The sequence below is a fragment of the Azospirillum fermentarium genome (assembly GCF_025961205.1).
Lineage (GTDB): Bacteria > Pseudomonadota > Alphaproteobacteria > Azospirillales > Azospirillaceae > Azospirillum > Azospirillum fermentarium.
On sequence record NZ_JAOQNH010000003.1, the window covers coordinates 546158 to 561523 of the forward strand.

The window sequence follows — 15366 nt, forward strand, 5'->3', positions numbered from 1 at the left end:
GGCCACGGGCACACGGCGGCCTTGTGAGAGGGGCTGTGGTTCCCTATAATAAGGGCGGAGCGGGGAAGAGGCCGTACACCTCTCCCCCTCTCCGGCCTAACGATCCAGAAGCTCAAGCAGTAGCTTGATGATCTTCAGGATCAGGGCCAGGAGTTCGAGGATCTTTCGTAATTTGGTCATCCTCAATCACTCCTACGCCGGCGGGGGGAGGCCTGTCCTCCCCCTGCCGCACCGGTAGAGAAACACTGCCGTGGCGCGTGCATGAATGCGAGTGTGTGCAATGGCGCGGCCTTGCGGCACCGTGTCTCGCGCCGGGGTGCTTTTCCTTCCCGTACGGCGATGTGGTAATGTCGGCCCCCCTTCCTTGCCGACGGATGCCGCCATGACCGATGCCGCCCCGCTGTCCCGTGATTTCGTCTGGGGCGTGTCCACCTCCGCCTATCAGATCGAGGGGGCGGTGGCCGAGGACGGGCGGGGCGCCAGCATCTGGGACACCCGTTGCCGCACCCGGGGCGGGGTGTGGAACGGCGACACCGGTGATATCGCCTGCGACCACTATCACCGCTGGGCGGAGGACGTGGCGCTGATGCGGGACATCGGTGTCGGGGCCTACCGCTTTTCGGTGGCGTGGCCGCGGGTGCTGCCGCGGGGGCGGGGGGCGGTCAACCAGCCGGGGCTGGATTTCTACGACCGGCTGATCGACGGGGTGCTGGAGGCGGGCATCGAGCCGTGGCTGTGCCTCTACCACTGGGATCTGCCGCAGGCGCTGGACGACCTGGGCGGCTGGGCCAACCGCGATTGCGCCGGGTGGTACGCCGATTACGCCGCGGTGGTGGCCCGCCGCTTCGGCGACCGGGTGAAGCGCTGGATCACCTTCAACGAATTCTCCGTCTTCACCCTGTTCGGCTACGCCATCCCGTGGGCCGCCCCCGGCATCACCGACCGGGCGGCGCATCTGAAGGCGATCCACCACGTCAATCTGGCCCATGGGGCCGGGGTGGACGTGGTGCGCGATCTGGTGCCCGGTGCCTCCATCGGCGCCGTCCACAACCGTCAGGCGGTGATCCCCGAACACAACGACCCGGCCAACGCCGAGGCCGCCGCCCTGCTGGACGAGCATTGGAATCTGGTGTTCTGCGACCCGCAGTTCCTGGGCCATTACCCGCCCCGCACGGCGGACGCCATCGAGCCCCATGTGCAGGCCGGCGACATGGCACGCATCTGCCGTCCGGTGGACTGGTTCGGGCTCAACCACTACGGCCCCATCTTCGCCCGTGTGGACGAGTCGCGGGTTTGGCGCTATGGGTGGGGGGATGCCCCGGCGGACTCGCCCACCTATGGTGTGGGCTGGGCAGTGTTCCCCGATGCGTTCCGCGACGAGCTGCTGACCATCACCCGCCGCTACCGCACCCCCATCGTCATCACCGAGAACGGGTGTGGCGGCAGCGACACCCCGGATGAAAACGGGGCGGTGAACGATCCCCACCGCATCGCCTATTTGACGCTGTATCACGCCAAAATGCGCGAAGCCATGGCCGCAGGCGCCGATGTGCGGGGCTATTTCCTGTGGTCGCTGCTGGACAATTTCGAATGGGGCAGCGGCTACGGCAACCGTTTCGGCATCGTGCATGTGGATTTCCAGACCCTGAAACGCACGCCCAAGGCGTCCGCGCGCTGGTATGCCGACCTGATCCGGCACAATCAAAAATTCTAATATTTTTGATCTTATTATTGTTTAACCGATTTTAATATTGAAGTTCCGTACGGGAGACAGGAAGATTCAGCGAATGTCCCTAAGAAATGCTGAGAAGTGATGCGCCGTACTCAGCCTCAAAATGCACGAATGTTGTCTTTCCTCAAGCTCGTGCGCAACCATGCCTTGTTTGTGACCGGGAAACCGGGCGGTGTTCGGCTGACGGCGAAATCATTGGATTTGTCGAAAATCTCGATCAAGGGATTTGATCTTCAATCGGCGGTGCTGACCCAGGCGGATTTCTCCGACGCGCATCTGGAGGATGTGGGCTTCGCCATGGCCGACCTGTTCGGGGCGAATTTCTGCCGCACCTCGCTGCTGGGGTCGCGGTTCATCCGCGCCGACCTGCGGGGGGCGAATTTCTACAAGGCGAACCTGCGGGGGGCGGATTTCACCGGCGCCGACCTGCGCCCCGGCCACATCATCACCATCAACCAGGGCACACCCGACGAAGAGGTGATCGTCAAGAACCGCACCACGCTGCGCGACGCCAGCCTGGACGGGGTGAGCTTCAACGGTGCCGATCTGGCCCATGCCGACCTCACCCTGTCGTCCATGGCGCGGGGGGATTTCTCCGGGGCCAACCTCTATGCCGCCAACCTGTCGGGTGCCGACCTGTCGGAGGCGAACTTCACCGGCGCCAAGCTGAAACGGGCGGTGCTGAGCGGGGTGGGGATGGAAAGCTGCTGCCTGCGCAACGCCGACCTGCGCGAGGCGGTGCTGCGTAACGTGGACCTGTCCAAGGCCGATCTGGGCGGGGCCCATCTGGCCGGGGCCATCTACCACAAGGACGCCGACACCATCCCCGGCGACATCCGCAAGCTGCTGGATGCTCACAGCCTGTGGGTGAATTCCGGGGGGAAACGGGGGTTGCGCGCGGATTTCACGGGCGCCGACCTCGGCGGCCTGGATCTGTCGGCCTGCGATTTCAACGGGGCGCTGTTTGCCGGCGCGCGGCTGGACAACGCCATCCTGTCGAACGCCTATTTCGCCTTCGCCGACCTGACCGGGGCCAGCCTGAAGGGCGCGCGTCTGGACAGCGCCATCATGTGCGGTGCCAACCTGGAAGGGGCGGTGCTGGACGGGGTGTTCGCCACCGGCGTGGATCTGGGTGCGCTGGAGCTGTACAGCACCGACGGTTCCCCCACCGGGCGGTCGTGGCCGTCGAACCTGTCGGGGGCGGTGTTCCGCAACGCCGACCTGCGCAGCGCGCGGCTGACCGCCGCCCGGCTGGACCGGGCCGATTTCACCGCCGCCAACCTGAGTTCGGCCGATCTGCGCGGCTGCAACGAGACTGCGGTGGACCTGTCCCGAGCCCTGACCTCCGGTGCGCTCCGCGGTGTCCTGGGGGGCAGCGGCGAGGGGGTGGACGCTGCGGGAATCGTGGCGCTGTAGTGCTCCGCACGCAACCGTCACGGGTTTGACGCTGGCGGAATCCTTCGGTCACAATGACCGCCTCCGCATCCCAGCGAGAAGAATCCCCTGCGATGAAGTTCGTCTACCACCCCGACGCCGTTCTGCATCAGCCCGCCACCTATTTCAACCGCGGCCTGCTGCGCAGCCTGCCGGAAAAGCCGGAGCGGATGGACGCCCTGGCCACCGTCATCACCCGGCGCGGTCATGAGCTGATCCGGCCCGGCGATTACGGGTACGGCCCGTTGGCCGCGGTGCACACTCCCGCTTACCTGGCCTATCTGGAAACCGCGCACGCCCGCTGGACCGCCGCCGGTGACATGGGCGACGTGGTGCTGCCCAACGTGTCGCGGATGCAGCGCACCCCGTCGTATCCCACGGGCGTGGTGGGACAGACCGGCTGGCACGTGTTCGACACCGCCGCCCCCATCGGGGCCGGCACCTGGACCGCCGCCCGCGCCGCCGCCAACGCCGCCATTCACGCCGCCCGGCTGGTGGCCCAGGGGGATGACGGCAGCGCCTATGCCCTCTGCCGTCCGCCGGGGCACCACGCCACCCGCGATCAGGCCGGTGGCTTCTGCTACCTGAACCATGTGGCGATCGCCGCGCAATCGGCGCTGCCGCTCTTGGCGCAGCAGGGGCGCCCGGCGCGCATCGCCATTCTCGATGTGGACCTGCACCACGGCAACGGCACGCAGGACATCTTTTATGACCGCGACGACGTGTTCTTCGTGTCGGTCCACGCCGACCCGGCCACCTTCTACCCCCACATGGCCGGCTATGCCCAGGAGCGGGGCGAGGGCCGGGGGGAGGGTTACACCCTCAACCTGCCGCTGCCGGTGGGCAGCGGTGAGGACGCGGTGCTGACGGCCATTGCCGACGGCCTGCGCGCCATCGCCCGCTTCGATCCGGCCATGCTGTTCGTGTCGCTGGGCTTCGACACCTTTGCCGACGATCCCCTGGCGGCGTTCGGGGTGACCACGCCGGGGTTCGCCCACATGGCCCGGCTGATCGCCGCCGCCGGCCTGCCCACGGTGCTGGTGCAGGAAGGCGGGTACGCCATCGACGCGCTGACGGCCAACCTGGACAGCTTCCTCACCGGCTACGGCGTGTAGAAACAAAAACACCCCTCCCGGTCCGGGAGGGGCGTTTCCATTGGAAGCGCTGCGGGTGTTACGCCGCGGCCTTGGCCTTCACCTGACGGCGGCGGGCGTGCAGCACCGGCTCGGTGTAGCCGTTGGGCTGCGCGCGGCCCTTGAACACCAGATCACAGGCCGCCTGGAAGGCGATGCTGTCATCGAAGTTCGGCGCCATGGCCGTGTAGTTGGGGTCGCCGGCGTTCTGGCCGTCCACCACCACCGCCATGCGCTTCATGGTGTCCATCACCTGGGCTTCGGTGCAGATGCCGTGGTGCAGCCAGTTGGCCAGATGCTGGCTGGAGATGCGCAGCGTGGCGCGGTCTTCCATCAGGCCGACGTTGTGGATGTCCGGCACCTTGGAGCAGCCCACGCCCTGATCCACCCAGCGGACCACGTAACCCAGGATGCCCTGGGCGTTGTTGTCCAGTTCCTGGCGGATCTCCTCTTCCGACCAGTTGGGGCGGTCGGCCAGCGGGATGGTCAGGATGTCCGACAGGGCGGCGGCCTGACGGCTGGCGAGCTGGTCCTGGATCGCGGCCACGTTGACGGCGTGATAGTGGGTGGCGTGCAGCACCGCCGCGGTGGGGGAGGGCACCCACGCGGTGTTCGCCCCGGCCTTGGGGTGGCCGATCTTGGCCTTCAGCATTTCGGCCATCAGGTCGGGCATGGCCCACATGCCCTTGCCGATCTGGGCGCGGCCCTTCAGCCCGGCACGCAGGCCGACATCCACGTTGTTGTCCTCGTAGGCGGCGATCCACTTGGTGGTCTTCATGGCCGCCTTGCGCACCACCGGCCCGGCTTCCATGGAGGTGTGGATCTCGTCGCCGGTGCGGTCCAGGAAGCCGGTGTTGATGAACACGACCCGGTTCCTGGCGGCGCGGATGCATTCCTTCAGGTTGATGGTGGTGCGGCGCTCCTCGTCCATGATGCCGACCTTCAGCGTGTAGCGCGGCAGGCCCAGCAGGTCTTCCACCCGCCCGAACAGCTCGTTGGTGAAGGCCACCTCTTCCGGCCCATGCATCTTGGGCTTCACGATGTAGACCGAGCCCTTGCGGCTGTTGCGGATGGCCCCGCCGTTGCCCTTCAGGTCATGCAGCGCGATCAGCGACGTGAACACCCCGTCCAGGATGCCCTCGGGGGCTTCCGACCCGTCCGACAGCTTCACCGCGTCGATGGTCATCAGATGACCGACGTTGCGGACCAGCAGCAGGCTGCGGCCGTGCAGCGTGACCGGGCCGTTGACGGTCTGATAGGTGCGGTCCGGGGACAGGGTGCGGACCAGCGCCTTGCCGCCCTTGTCGAAGGTGGCCTCCAGGGTGCCCTTCATCAGGCCCAGCCAGTTGCGGTAGGCCAGCGCCTTGTCCTCGGCGTCCACCGCGGCGACCGAATCCTCGCAGTCCTGAATGGTGGACAGGGCGGCCTCGACCACCACGTCGGCGATACCGGCGGCATCGTCCTTGCCGATCAGGTGGCTCCGGTCGATGCGGATGTCGATGTGGGTGCCGTTCTGCACCAGAAGCACCGACGACGGGGCGGCGGCGTCGCCCTGCCAGCCCTTGAAATGGGCGGGATCGGCAAGGCCGGTGGCGGTGCCGTTGGCCAGCGTCACCGACAGGGCGCCATCCACCACCGCATAGCCGGTGGCGTCGCGGTGGGAGGCGCCGGCCAGCGGCACCGAGGAATCGAGGAAGTCGCGCGCCCAGGCGATCACCTGCGCCCCGCGGGCCGGGTCATAGCCCTTGCCGGCGGCGGTGCCGGGGATGGCGTCGGTGCCGTAGAGCGCATCGTACAGGCTGCCCCAGCGGGCATTCGCGGCGTTCAGCGCATAGCGGGCGTTGGTGATCGGCACCACGAGCTGCGGCCCGGCCAGGGTGGCGACTTCCTCGTCCACATGGGTGGTTTCGATGGCGAAGTCCGGTCCCTGCGGCAGCAGATAGCCGATCTCGCGCAGGAACGCCTCGTACTCGCCCTGGTCGATGTCCGTGCCGCGGCGGTCGCGGTGCCAGGCGTCGATGGTGGCCTGCAGCGCGTCGCGCTTGGCCAGCAGGTCCCGGTTGCGCGGGGCCAGATCGTGCAGCAGCGCATCCAGGCCGGCCCACAGGGCGGCGGGTTCGATGCCGGTGCCGGGCAGCGCCTCGTTCTCGATGAAATCGAACAGGGGGCCGGCGATCTCGATGGCGCCGCGCTTGATCCAGGTGGTCATAGCCGTGAGTTCCTTTGGGTTTCAGCCGCGCTTGGCGGCAACTTTCTTGCGGTATCAGCGCCGGGCGCAGCGCGGAAATGACCGGCATGGTCGGTGAAGCGGGCAGGCGGGTCAAGCCGGAACAACCCGCGATTATTCGGTCAGACAAAAAACAGCTTCATAATGTGAAAAGAGCGCTGTGTGCGCGCCGCCAAAGCCGGGCGATAATCCCCCTTGACAGGAACCCGAATCATCGACAAATTATATCCACGATTTGAGGCGGACATGAAACTTGGAGACGGCGTCGAACAGGCAATCCACAGCGTCCTCTTGCTCTGCGGCCTCAGCCCCACGGGGCTGTTGTCCGCCGCCGCCATCGCGGACTTTCACGGCGTATCCACCAGCTATCTTCTGAAACACCTGCAGCCGCTGGCCGCGGCCGGCATCCTGCAATCGGTTCCCGGACCCAAGGGGGGATACCGCCTGGGGCGGGCGCCGGACGACATCTCGCTGCTCGACATCGTTCTGGCGGTGGAAGGCCCGGAACCGGCCTTCCGCTGCGCCGAAATCCGCCAGCGGGGGCCGGCCCCGCTGGAGGCACGCTTCTTCAAGACGCCGTGCGCCATCAACGTGGCGATGCTGAAGGCCGAACAGGCGTACCGCGCCGAACTGGCCAAGGTCAGCGTTGCCGATCTTCTGAACGGAATCGACCCCGAAACCGGCGAGGCCATCGCCACCCGCACCTGTGCCTTTTTTAAGGATCACGAGCGGAACCGACACAAGGAATGACCCCATGCAGACCCGTTTCAACCCCTTCACCGCGTCGCCGGAAACCTACAACGCGGTGCTGGCGCTCAACACCTACATCACCGAAGAGAGCGGCCTGCCGCGCAGCCTAATCCACCTGATCAAGCTGCGGGCGTCGGTCATCAACGGCTGCACCTTCTGCCTGGACATGCACGCCAAGCACGCCCGCCAGGACGGGCTGAGCGAGCAGTGGATCACCCTGATCCCCGCCTGGCACGAGGCGCGCGTCTATTCCGACAAGGAGCGCGCGGTGCTGGCCTGGACCGACGCGGTGACGCTGGTCGCCCAGACCCGCGTCCCCGACGCGGATTTCCAGGCCATGCGCGCCCAGTTCTCCGACGAGGAGATCACCAAGATCACCGCGGCCATCGGCCTCATCAACGTGTGGAACCGGCTGGCGGTGAGTGCGCGCATGTCGCACCCGCTGGAACCGTCCGCCCAGGCCGCCTGACCGCCGGGCGGGGCAGCCCTGTTTGCCGTGCAGGGCAACGATCCCCCGTCACAGCCCCTCTCCCCGCCGGGGAGAGGGGGCGCACAGCGCGGCGTGAGGGCCGGATTTCGCGCGGAAGCCCGAAATCCGTTGCGAAGCAACTCCAAATCTCATGTTCCGAGAGCCTGACGGCTCGCTTTTCGGGCTGCCGTGCGAAAAGCGGCCCTCACCCCGGCCCTCTCCCCGGCGGGGAGAGGGTGACTGTCCGTCCGTGTGAACCGGACGCCGAGCCCCCTGCCTTCCTTGCTGGCGTCTTGACCGGACAAGCCCGCGTCTGCTATCCGGCTCGTTCAAATTGCGCCAATCCGGGCAGGGCTATGAGCGATATTTTCCGCGAAGTCGATGAAGACCTCCGCCGTGACCGGATGGAGGGGCTGTTCAAGCGGTACGGCGGCATGGCGGTCGGTGCGGCCCTGCTGATCATCGCCGGCACCGCCGGCTACAAGATGTGGCAGCACCAGCAGCAGACCCGCCACGAGGAAGAGACCGGCGCCCTGGCCCGTGCGGTGTCGGCGGCGCAGGATCCCGCCAAGGGGGCGGATGCCCTGGCGAATTACGCCAAGGGCGCCCCCGCCGACATGGCCGCCCTGGCCCGCCTGAACGAGGCCGCGGTGCTGGTTTCCCAGAACAAGCGGGCCGAGGCGGTCAAGATCTATGACGCGCTGGCCGCCACCGCCGGGGTGGCGCAGCCGTTCCGTGATCTGGCGGTTCTGCTGTCGGCGCAGAACCAATTGGATTCGGGCGATCCGGCGGTGCTGCAGGCCGCCCTTGTGCCGTTGACCGCCGACGCCAGCCCGTGGCGGTTCTCGGCCCGTGAGGCCACCGCCCTTCTGGCCGTCCGGGCGGGTGACCGCGCCCGTGCCCACACCCTTTTCCAGCAACTGGCAGACGATGCGTCGGCCCCCGCGGGCGTGCGCTCGCGGGCGCGCGATCTCGCCGCTTTTTATGGCAAGAGCTGATGACCGCAACGCCCCGTTCCCTGTCTTCGCTGCTGCTCGGCGCCTCGCTCCTGGCCTTCACCCTGTCCGGCTGCGACACCATGAGCGGCTGGTTCGGCAAAGGCGACAGCAAGCCCTTGCCGGGTGAGCGCATCGCGGTCATGACCCGCGAGAGCAAGATCGCCGTCGATCCCACCCTGGCAGGCACGCCGCTGGTGTTGCCGGCCGCGCAGACCAACGCCGCCTGGCCCCAGGCCGGCGGGCCGCCGGACCACGCCGCGGGCCATCTGGCCCTGGCGGCGCAGCCCGCCCCGGCGTGGCGCGCCAGCATCGGCAGCGGCAGCAGCGGGGCCGAGGTGCTGCTGGGACAGCCGGTGGTCGCCGGCGGGCGGATCTATGCCATGGACGCCGCCGGATCGGTGACGGCCCTGGACGAGAAGACCGGCAGCCGCCTGTGGTCCGTCAGCCTGCGCCCGGAAAAGGAACGCGGCGATGCCCCCGGCGGCGGTGTCGCCTTTGCCGACGGGCGCCTGTTCGCCTCCACCGGCTATGGCGAGGTGCTGGCCCTGAACCCCGCCGACGGTGCGGTCCAATGGCGCAAGAAGGTGTCGGGCCCGGTGCGCGGGGCTCCCACGGTCCTGGGCGAACGGGTCTATGCGCTCACCATCGACAACCAGATCTTCGCCCTGTCGGTGGCCAACGGCGACACGGTGTGGAATCACGCCGGGCTGGTGGAAGCCGCCGGCGTTCTGGGGGCGGTCAGCCCGGCGGCATCGCCGACGCTGGTGGTGGTGCCCTATTCCTCGGGCGAGATCTACGCGCTGCGCGCCGAAAACGGGCGGGTGGCGTGGCAGGACAGCCTGGCCTCCATCCGCCGCGGGGCGGCGCTGGGGGATCTGGCCGACATCCGCGCCCTGCCGGTGATCGACCGCGGGCTGGTGCTGGCGGTCGGCCATTCGGGCCGGATGGTCGCCATCGACGAACGCATCGGCGCGCGGGTGTGGGAACAGGATGTGGGCGGGGTGCAGACCCCCGCCACGGCGGGCGATTGGGTCTTCGTCAGCACCAACGACGCCGAGGTGGTGGCGCTGGACCGCCGCTCGGGCCGCGTCCGCTGGGTCACGCAGCTTGAGCTGTACAAGGACGCCAAGGAAAAGCGGCGCCCCTACGTTTGGGCCGGGCCGGTGGTGGCCGGCGGGCGGCTGTGGCTGGCGGGGTCCACCGGCCAGCTTGTCGCCCTGTCGCCCGACACCGGTGCGGTGGTGGCGCGCCAGGAACTTCCCGGCGCCGCCTACTTGCCGCCGGTGGTCGCCAACAACACTCTCTATGTGCTGACCGACAACGGAACGCTCTCGGCGTTCCGCTGATCGGCCGGCAAGCACGGTTTTCTGGACTACCTTTGGAGTTGCCACGCGATGGCTTTCACCGTTGCCCTGGTCGGGCGGCCGAACGTGGGCAAATCCACGCTGTTCAACCGGCTGGCCGGCAAGAGGCTGGCCCTGGTTGACGACACGCCGGGCGTCACCCGCGACTGGCGGTCGGCCCCCGGTTTCGTGGGCGGCCTGTCCTTTACCGTCGTCGATACCGCCGGGCTTGAGGATGTGACCGACGACAGCCTGGAGGCGCGCATGCGCCGCCAGACGGAAATGGCGCTGGACCGGGCCGACGTGGCCCTGTTCCTGATCGATGCCCGCGCCGGCGTCACCCCCATGGACCATCACTTCGCCGGGCTGCTGCGCAAGCGCAAGACCCCGGTCATCCTGGTCGCCAACAAGGCGGAGGGCCGCGCCGGCCTTCCCGGCCTGCTGGAGGCCTTCGAGCTGGGTCTGGGCGAGCCGGTGCCCTTGTCGGCGGAACATGGGGAGGGGATGGCCGATCTGGTCGCCGCCCTTCTGCCCTTCGCCCCCCCCGACGAGGAGGAGGACGACGATACCGCCGCCGAGCCGTTGCGCGAACTGGGCGAGATGGAAGGCATCGGCGACCTGCCCGAACCGGAAGAGGAGCGGCTGAAGCCGATCCAGATCGCCATCGTCGGGCGCCCCAACGTCGGTAAATCCACCCTGCTGAACAGCCTGATCGGCGAGGAGCGGGTGCTGACCGGGCCGGAAGCCGGGATGACCCGTGACGCCATTTCCGTGGATTGGCAATGGCGGGACCGGGTGATCCGGCTGGTGGACACCGCCGGCATGCGCCGCCGCGCCCGCGTTGACGACAAGGTGGAAAAGCTGGCGGTGGCCGATGGCCTGCGCGTCATCCGCATGGCCCAGGTGGTCGTGCTGGTGGTGGATGCCAGCCAGATTCTGGACAAGCAGGATCTGACCATCGCCCGCATGGTGGTGGACGAGGGCCGCGCCCTGGTGCTGGCCGTCAACAAATGGGACACGGTGGATGACCGTGCCATGGCGCTGAAACAGGTGGAGGACAAGCTGGAAGCCTCCCTGGCGCAGGCCAAGGGCATCCGGGTGGTCACCATCTCCGCGCTGCGCGGCCAGAAGCTGAACACGCTTCTGGACGCAGTGCTCGAAACCTATGCCGTGTGGAACCGCCGCATCACCACCGCCCAGTTGAACCGCTGGCTGGAAGGCGTGCTGTCCCACCATCCGCCGCCCCTGGTCAATGGCCGCCGCATCAAGATCCGCTATATGACGCAGATCAAGACCCGGCCCCCCACCTTCGCGCTGTTCACCAACAAGCCGGCGGAACTTCCCGACGCCTATCAGCGCTATCTGGCGTCGGGGCTGCGGCAGGATTTCGACCTGCCGGGCGTGCCGCTGCGCCTGACCCTGCGCAAGCCCAAGAACCCCTTCGCCGACAAGGATTGATGGGGCGGGCAATTGTTAAGTCCTTGATCGGGAACGGGCCGGCAGCGATGCCGGCCCGTTTTCCGTTGGGGTGGGGGCGGGAGAAGAAATCTTTCGGGGGGCCGGAAAAAAGGCTTGCGCCCCCCCGGCGTCTGACGTAAAAACCGCGCACCGATTGATCCGGCGTGGCGCAGCGGTAGCGCAGCGGACTGTTAATCCGTTGGTCGTAGGTTCGAATCCTACCGCCGGAGCCATCATGCGGGTGTAGCTCAGTTGGTTAGAGCGCCGGCCTGTCACGCCGGAGGCCGCGGGTTCAAGTCCCGTCACTCGCGCCACCTCCCTTACCGGGGATGGCTGATGGTCAAGGATCGGTATCGCGTGAAAGGGCCGCCCCGCCGACAGGCACGGGCGGCCTTTCGCGTTTCCGGGCCTTCTTTTCCATCCCCGGCCATGGGTGGGGAAAATCGAAAAAAGTGATTTTTCCCTCACTTATCCGCTTGCACTCCCCCGGCGTCTGACGTAAAAACCGCGCACCGATTGATCCGGCGTGGCGCAGCGGTAGCGCAGCGGACTGTTAATCCGTTGGTCGTAGGTTCGAATCCTACCGCCGGAGCCATCATGCGGGTGTAGCTCAGTTGGTTAGAGCGCCGGCCTGTCACGCCGGAGGCCGCGGGTTCAAGTCCCGTCACTCGCGCCACCTCCCTTACCGGGGATGGCTGATGGTCAAGGATCGGTATCGCGTGAAAGGGCCGCCCCGCCGACAGGCACGGGCGGCCTTTCGCGTTTCAGCCTCTCGTGTCCGCGGGGGCTACCGCGCCCCCAGAAGATCGGTGACGGCGCCTTCCAGCTCTTCGTTCAGGAACGGCTTGTAGAGCACGGCGTCGGCGCTGAACATCTCGGTCATCTTCAGGACATAGCCGGCGGGCAGGTTGGGGGCGCCGCCTGAGACGGCCAGGACACGCGGGGGCGGTTTCAGGCGCCGCGCGGCCTTGATCACTTCGATCCCGTCGGCCTCCGGCATCAGGACGTCGGTGACGATCAGGTCATAAGCCCCTGCCTTCATCCGTTCCTGAGCCACCAAGCCGTTCTCGGCGGTCTCCACGGCATGTCCCATGTCTTCCAGCACCGTGGCGATGACCAGCCGGACCGGAGCCGTGTCCTCAACCACCAGAATCCTTGCCATGACCATTATCCTTGTTGTTGCGCCTCGGCATGGAGGCGATCCCCGTCGTATGCCGCACCGCCCCGCGTGACGGCGGGCAGGTCGATCGTGATGGTGGTCCCGCGCCCGGGGGTGCTGTCCACCGTGATGAGGCCACCGCCGTTGCGCACGATCCCATGCACCACCGCCAGACCCAACCCGGTACCTTGGCCCATGGGCTTGGTGGTGAAGAAGGGTTCGAAGACCCGCACCCGCGTCGCCTCGTCCATGCCCATGCCGGTGTCGGTGACGGTCAGGCGGACATAGACGCCCGGCAGCAGATCCAGATGCGCGGCCATGGCCTTGTCCAGGGTGAGCGTCCCGGCGGCGATCGTCAAGGTGCCACCCTCGGGCATGGCGTCGCGCCCGTTCTGCAGCAGGTTCAGCAACACCTGCGTCAGCTCGGTGGCCGTCAGCGAGACGGGGGGCAGGGCGGGGTCCACCGCGGTTTCGATGCGGATGCCCGCGTGCAGCGATGGCTGCGCCAGCCGTACCGCCGAGGTCACCGTCTCCCACGGCACGGCCAGATCGGCGCCGGCGGTCCCGCCGCGTGAAAAGGCCAGAACGTCGCGCATGATCGCCCGCGCGCCAAGCCCGCTGTCGCGGATGGCGCCCAGATAGGTCTGGATCCGCGTGTCGCCGCCGGTGCGGTTCAGGGCCAGTTCGCTGAAGCTGATGATCGGCTGGAGCAGGTTGTTGATCTCGTGGGCCAGCCCGCCCACCAGGCCCCCCAGGGCGGCCATGGTTTGTTTCTGGCGCACCGCCTCGGCGGCGCGGCGGCGCTCGGTGATGTCGCTGACCGTTCCATGATACCCCAGGAACCGCCCGCTGCCGTCGAACCGCGGCAGACCGCTGACCGATACCCATTGCCCCGGCACGTCCGCGGCCAGAGGGAAGCAGAGCTGCCGGAACGGCTTGCACGCCGCCATGGCCGCTTCCAGCAGCGGATAATCCTCGGCCCCACGGGTGGTGTCGGGCAGAGCGGCGAAGGACCGTCCCATCCACAGGCCGGGATGCTCGCCCAAGAGACCGTCGGAGCGGCCCGTCAGGCTGGTGACGGTTCCCCCGGCATCGGTTTCCCAGAACCAGTCGTTGGAGCATTCCAGGAGCGCCCGCCAGCGCTTCTCGCTGGCGCTGAGGGCGGCGGTGCGGCTGGCCACCGTTTCTTCCAGCCGGGCGCTGTGGTCCGACAGCGCCTGTTCGCTGCGGGCCAGCTTCAGGAACATCACCTCGTACGGACGGCGCAACGCCGTGACCACCAGCGCCCGGTAGATCAGGTAGAACGACAGGATCTTGAGGAAATGCCCGGCGGCGTTGGTCAGGCTGTGGGGCGTGGTGTAGAGCGTGAACACCAGCTCCTGCGGGATGACCACCACCATCCCGGCCAGGACCAGCCAGAACACCCCGCCGTCCAGATGGCGGCGGTGATGGATCAGCACCCCGCACGCCGCCGCCACGATGGCGCAGATCACGTATTCGGCGACGATCTTGAACGGGGTCAGCCCGGTCTCCGGGTCGAAACAGACCGGCATCCACCCCTGGCCGATGGCCAGCACCGTGGCGCCGACCAGCCCCACCTGAAGCAGCAGCAGCCAATGGGCCGGCGGTGGGCTGTTGCGCGGCACCGCCAGCGCCGCGGCCAGGAAGCTCATTGCCTGGATGAAGCGGGCCGCGACCCAATATTGCGTCATCGTCCCCGGCGGCAGGCCGGGCAGAACCCCCATGCCCGGATAGGTCAGGGTATGGATGAGGTCAAGGGCCGCGGGAGCGGCGCACGACAGCCCCAGCACCCCCAGAAACGGCGATTGGTTGATGTGACGGGTGTGCAGCGCCACGGCCAGCAACATCACCGCCACCGCGATGCCGAACAGCTCTGCCAGGCTGTGGAACAGCAGGAACGAGGTCTTCGCCATCACCGCCAGGGTCACGAAGACGGCGGTCAGCCCCACGCCGGCGGTCACCACATCGCGCCATGACAGGGACGGAAACGGTGAAGCGCGGGATGAGGCGTCGGTCATGTCAGGCAGAAGGATCCGTTGCGGTGAACCGTATCCGTTGTAACAACAATGGCGAAGGGGGTAACCCTGGCGAAAACGAATAGGTCGGGTGGTGTGGCTATTCCGCGCCGTCTTCGGGCTTTTCCGGGGCATTCGGGGTATCAAACGGCGTGCTGACGAACGGGTCGCCACGGCCGTGGCCGGCGCGGGAATGGCCGTTCTCCGTCGCGGCCCGGCGGTAATAGCCGACGATGAACACCCGCACGGCATTCGCCAGCGTCACCCCGTGCGACGAAGGATCGTTCTGCTGCTGTTCGTCCAGACGCGCCTTGATGTCGGTGATCAATTCCCCGGCCGTCAGGCGTTCGCGGGAGCAGATATCCTCCAGCCCGTCCCAATAGGATGGTTCCAGCCGGATCGACACCGATCGCGCACCGATTCTGAGGGTACGGGCCTTGAGATCGACGATCGACGGAGCGGATGCTCCCTTTGCGGCTCTTCTTTTTTGGGACGCTCTTTTTTCGTGTGGAATCCCGTTGTCGCCCATGATTTTCATCCTTTTCTCTGCCACCTCAAGTTATGAAAGCAGCTTTATAAAGAATCAGGCCGACAACATTATGAAGCTGTCAAACAGGAAAAACCATA

12 protein-coding genes and 4 tRNA genes are annotated in these 15366 nt (G+C 67.3%); 12 read left to right on the forward strand and 4 right to left on the reverse strand.

Translation table 11 applies throughout. The features are described 5' to 3' along the window. Window positions 1-382: 382 nt before the first annotated feature. From M2352_RS22700 to M2352_RS22710, 3 genes are all read left to right on the forward strand, one after another. Window positions 383-1714: a GH1 family beta-glucosidase gene (locus M2352_RS22700; protein ID WP_264666810.1), complete on the forward strand. Its 1332-nt coding sequence runs from the start codon at window positions 383-385 to the stop codon at window positions 1712-1714. 213 nt (window positions 1715-1927) lie between these two features. Next, window positions 1928-3148, forward strand: a complete 1221-nt coding sequence (locus M2352_RS22705) for a pentapeptide repeat-containing protein (RefSeq protein WP_264666811.1) — start codon at window positions 1928-1930, stop codon at window positions 3146-3148. 92 nt (window positions 3149-3240) lie between these two features. Then, the gene (locus tag M2352_RS22710) at window positions 3241-4281 is read left to right on the forward strand and encodes a histone deacetylase family protein (RefSeq protein ID WP_264666812.1); all 1041 of its coding nucleotides are present in this window, start codon (window positions 3241-3243) and stop codon (window positions 4279-4281) included. A 58-nt stretch (window positions 4282-4339) separates the two neighbouring features. Here the strand turns inward: M2352_RS22710 and M2352_RS22715 are convergent, their stop codons facing one another. After that, a complete protein-coding gene (locus M2352_RS22715; protein ID WP_264666813.1) occupies window positions 4340-6508 on the reverse strand; it encodes a malate synthase G in 2169 nt (722 codons plus the stop codon). Window positions 6509-6772: 264 nt separating this feature from the next. Here M2352_RS22715 and M2352_RS22720 point away from each other — a divergent pair, with 264 nt between their 5' ends. From M2352_RS22720 to M2352_RS22760, 9 genes are all read left to right on the forward strand, one after another. Then, on the forward strand, window positions 6773-7276 hold the full coding sequence (locus M2352_RS22720; protein ID WP_264666814.1) for an Rrf2 family transcriptional regulator: 504 nt from the start codon (window positions 6773-6775) through the stop codon (window positions 7274-7276). A 4-nt stretch (window positions 7277-7280) separates the two neighbouring features. After that, window positions 7281-7745 (forward strand): carboxymuconolactone decarboxylase family protein, encoded by a 465-nt coding sequence (locus M2352_RS22725; RefSeq protein WP_264666815.1) that lies wholly within the window; start codon window positions 7281-7283, stop codon window positions 7743-7745. A 356-nt stretch (window positions 7746-8101) separates the two neighbouring features. Next, window positions 8102-8743 carry a hypothetical protein gene (locus tag M2352_RS22730; RefSeq protein ID WP_264666816.1) on the forward strand — a complete coding sequence of 214 codons (642 nt, stop codon included), beginning with the start codon at window positions 8102-8104 and terminating at the stop codon, window positions 8741-8743. After that, a complete protein-coding gene (locus M2352_RS22735; protein ID WP_264666817.1) occupies window positions 8743-10089 on the forward strand; it encodes an outer membrane protein assembly factor BamB family protein in 1347 nt (448 codons plus the stop codon). The genes M2352_RS22730 and M2352_RS22735 overlap by 1 nt, the downstream gene beginning before the upstream one ends. A gap of 48 nt (window positions 10090-10137) precedes the next feature. Continuing rightward, window positions 10138-11544, forward strand: coding sequence for a ribosome biogenesis GTPase Der (gene der / locus M2352_RS22740; protein WP_264666818.1), 1407 nt, complete (start codon window positions 10138-10140; stop codon window positions 11542-11544). A gap of 158 nt (window positions 11545-11702) precedes the next feature. After that, window positions 11703-11777 (forward strand) — tRNA-Asn (locus tag M2352_RS22745). A 4-nt stretch (window positions 11778-11781) separates the two neighbouring features. After that, window positions 11782-11858: transfer RNA gene (locus M2352_RS22750), tRNA-Asp, on the forward strand. A gap of 206 nt (window positions 11859-12064) precedes the next feature. Continuing rightward, window positions 12065-12139 (forward strand) — tRNA-Asn (locus M2352_RS22755). Window positions 12140-12143: 4 nt separating this feature from the next. Further along, window positions 12144-12220, forward strand: a tRNA-Asp gene (locus M2352_RS22760). Window positions 12221-12331: 111 nt separating this feature from the next. Here the strand turns inward: M2352_RS22760 and M2352_RS22765 are convergent. The 3 genes from M2352_RS22765 to M2352_RS22775 form a co-directional block, all read right to left on the reverse strand. Continuing rightward, complete coding sequence (locus M2352_RS22765) at window positions 12332-12706, reverse strand: response regulator (RefSeq protein WP_264666819.1); 375 nt, start codon at window positions 12704-12706, stop codon at window positions 12332-12334. 5 nt (window positions 12707-12711) lie between these two features. Then, entirely contained in the window at window positions 12712-14742 is a 2031-nt protein-coding gene (locus tag M2352_RS22770; RefSeq protein ID WP_264666820.1) for an MASE3 domain-containing protein, read from the reverse strand. Window positions 14743-14839: 97 nt separating this feature from the next. Beyond that, window positions 14840-15268, reverse strand: coding sequence for a ribbon-helix-helix domain-containing protein (locus M2352_RS22775; RefSeq protein ID WP_264666821.1), 429 nt, complete (start codon window positions 15266-15268; stop codon window positions 14840-14842). Window positions 15269-15366 lie beyond the last annotated feature (98 nt).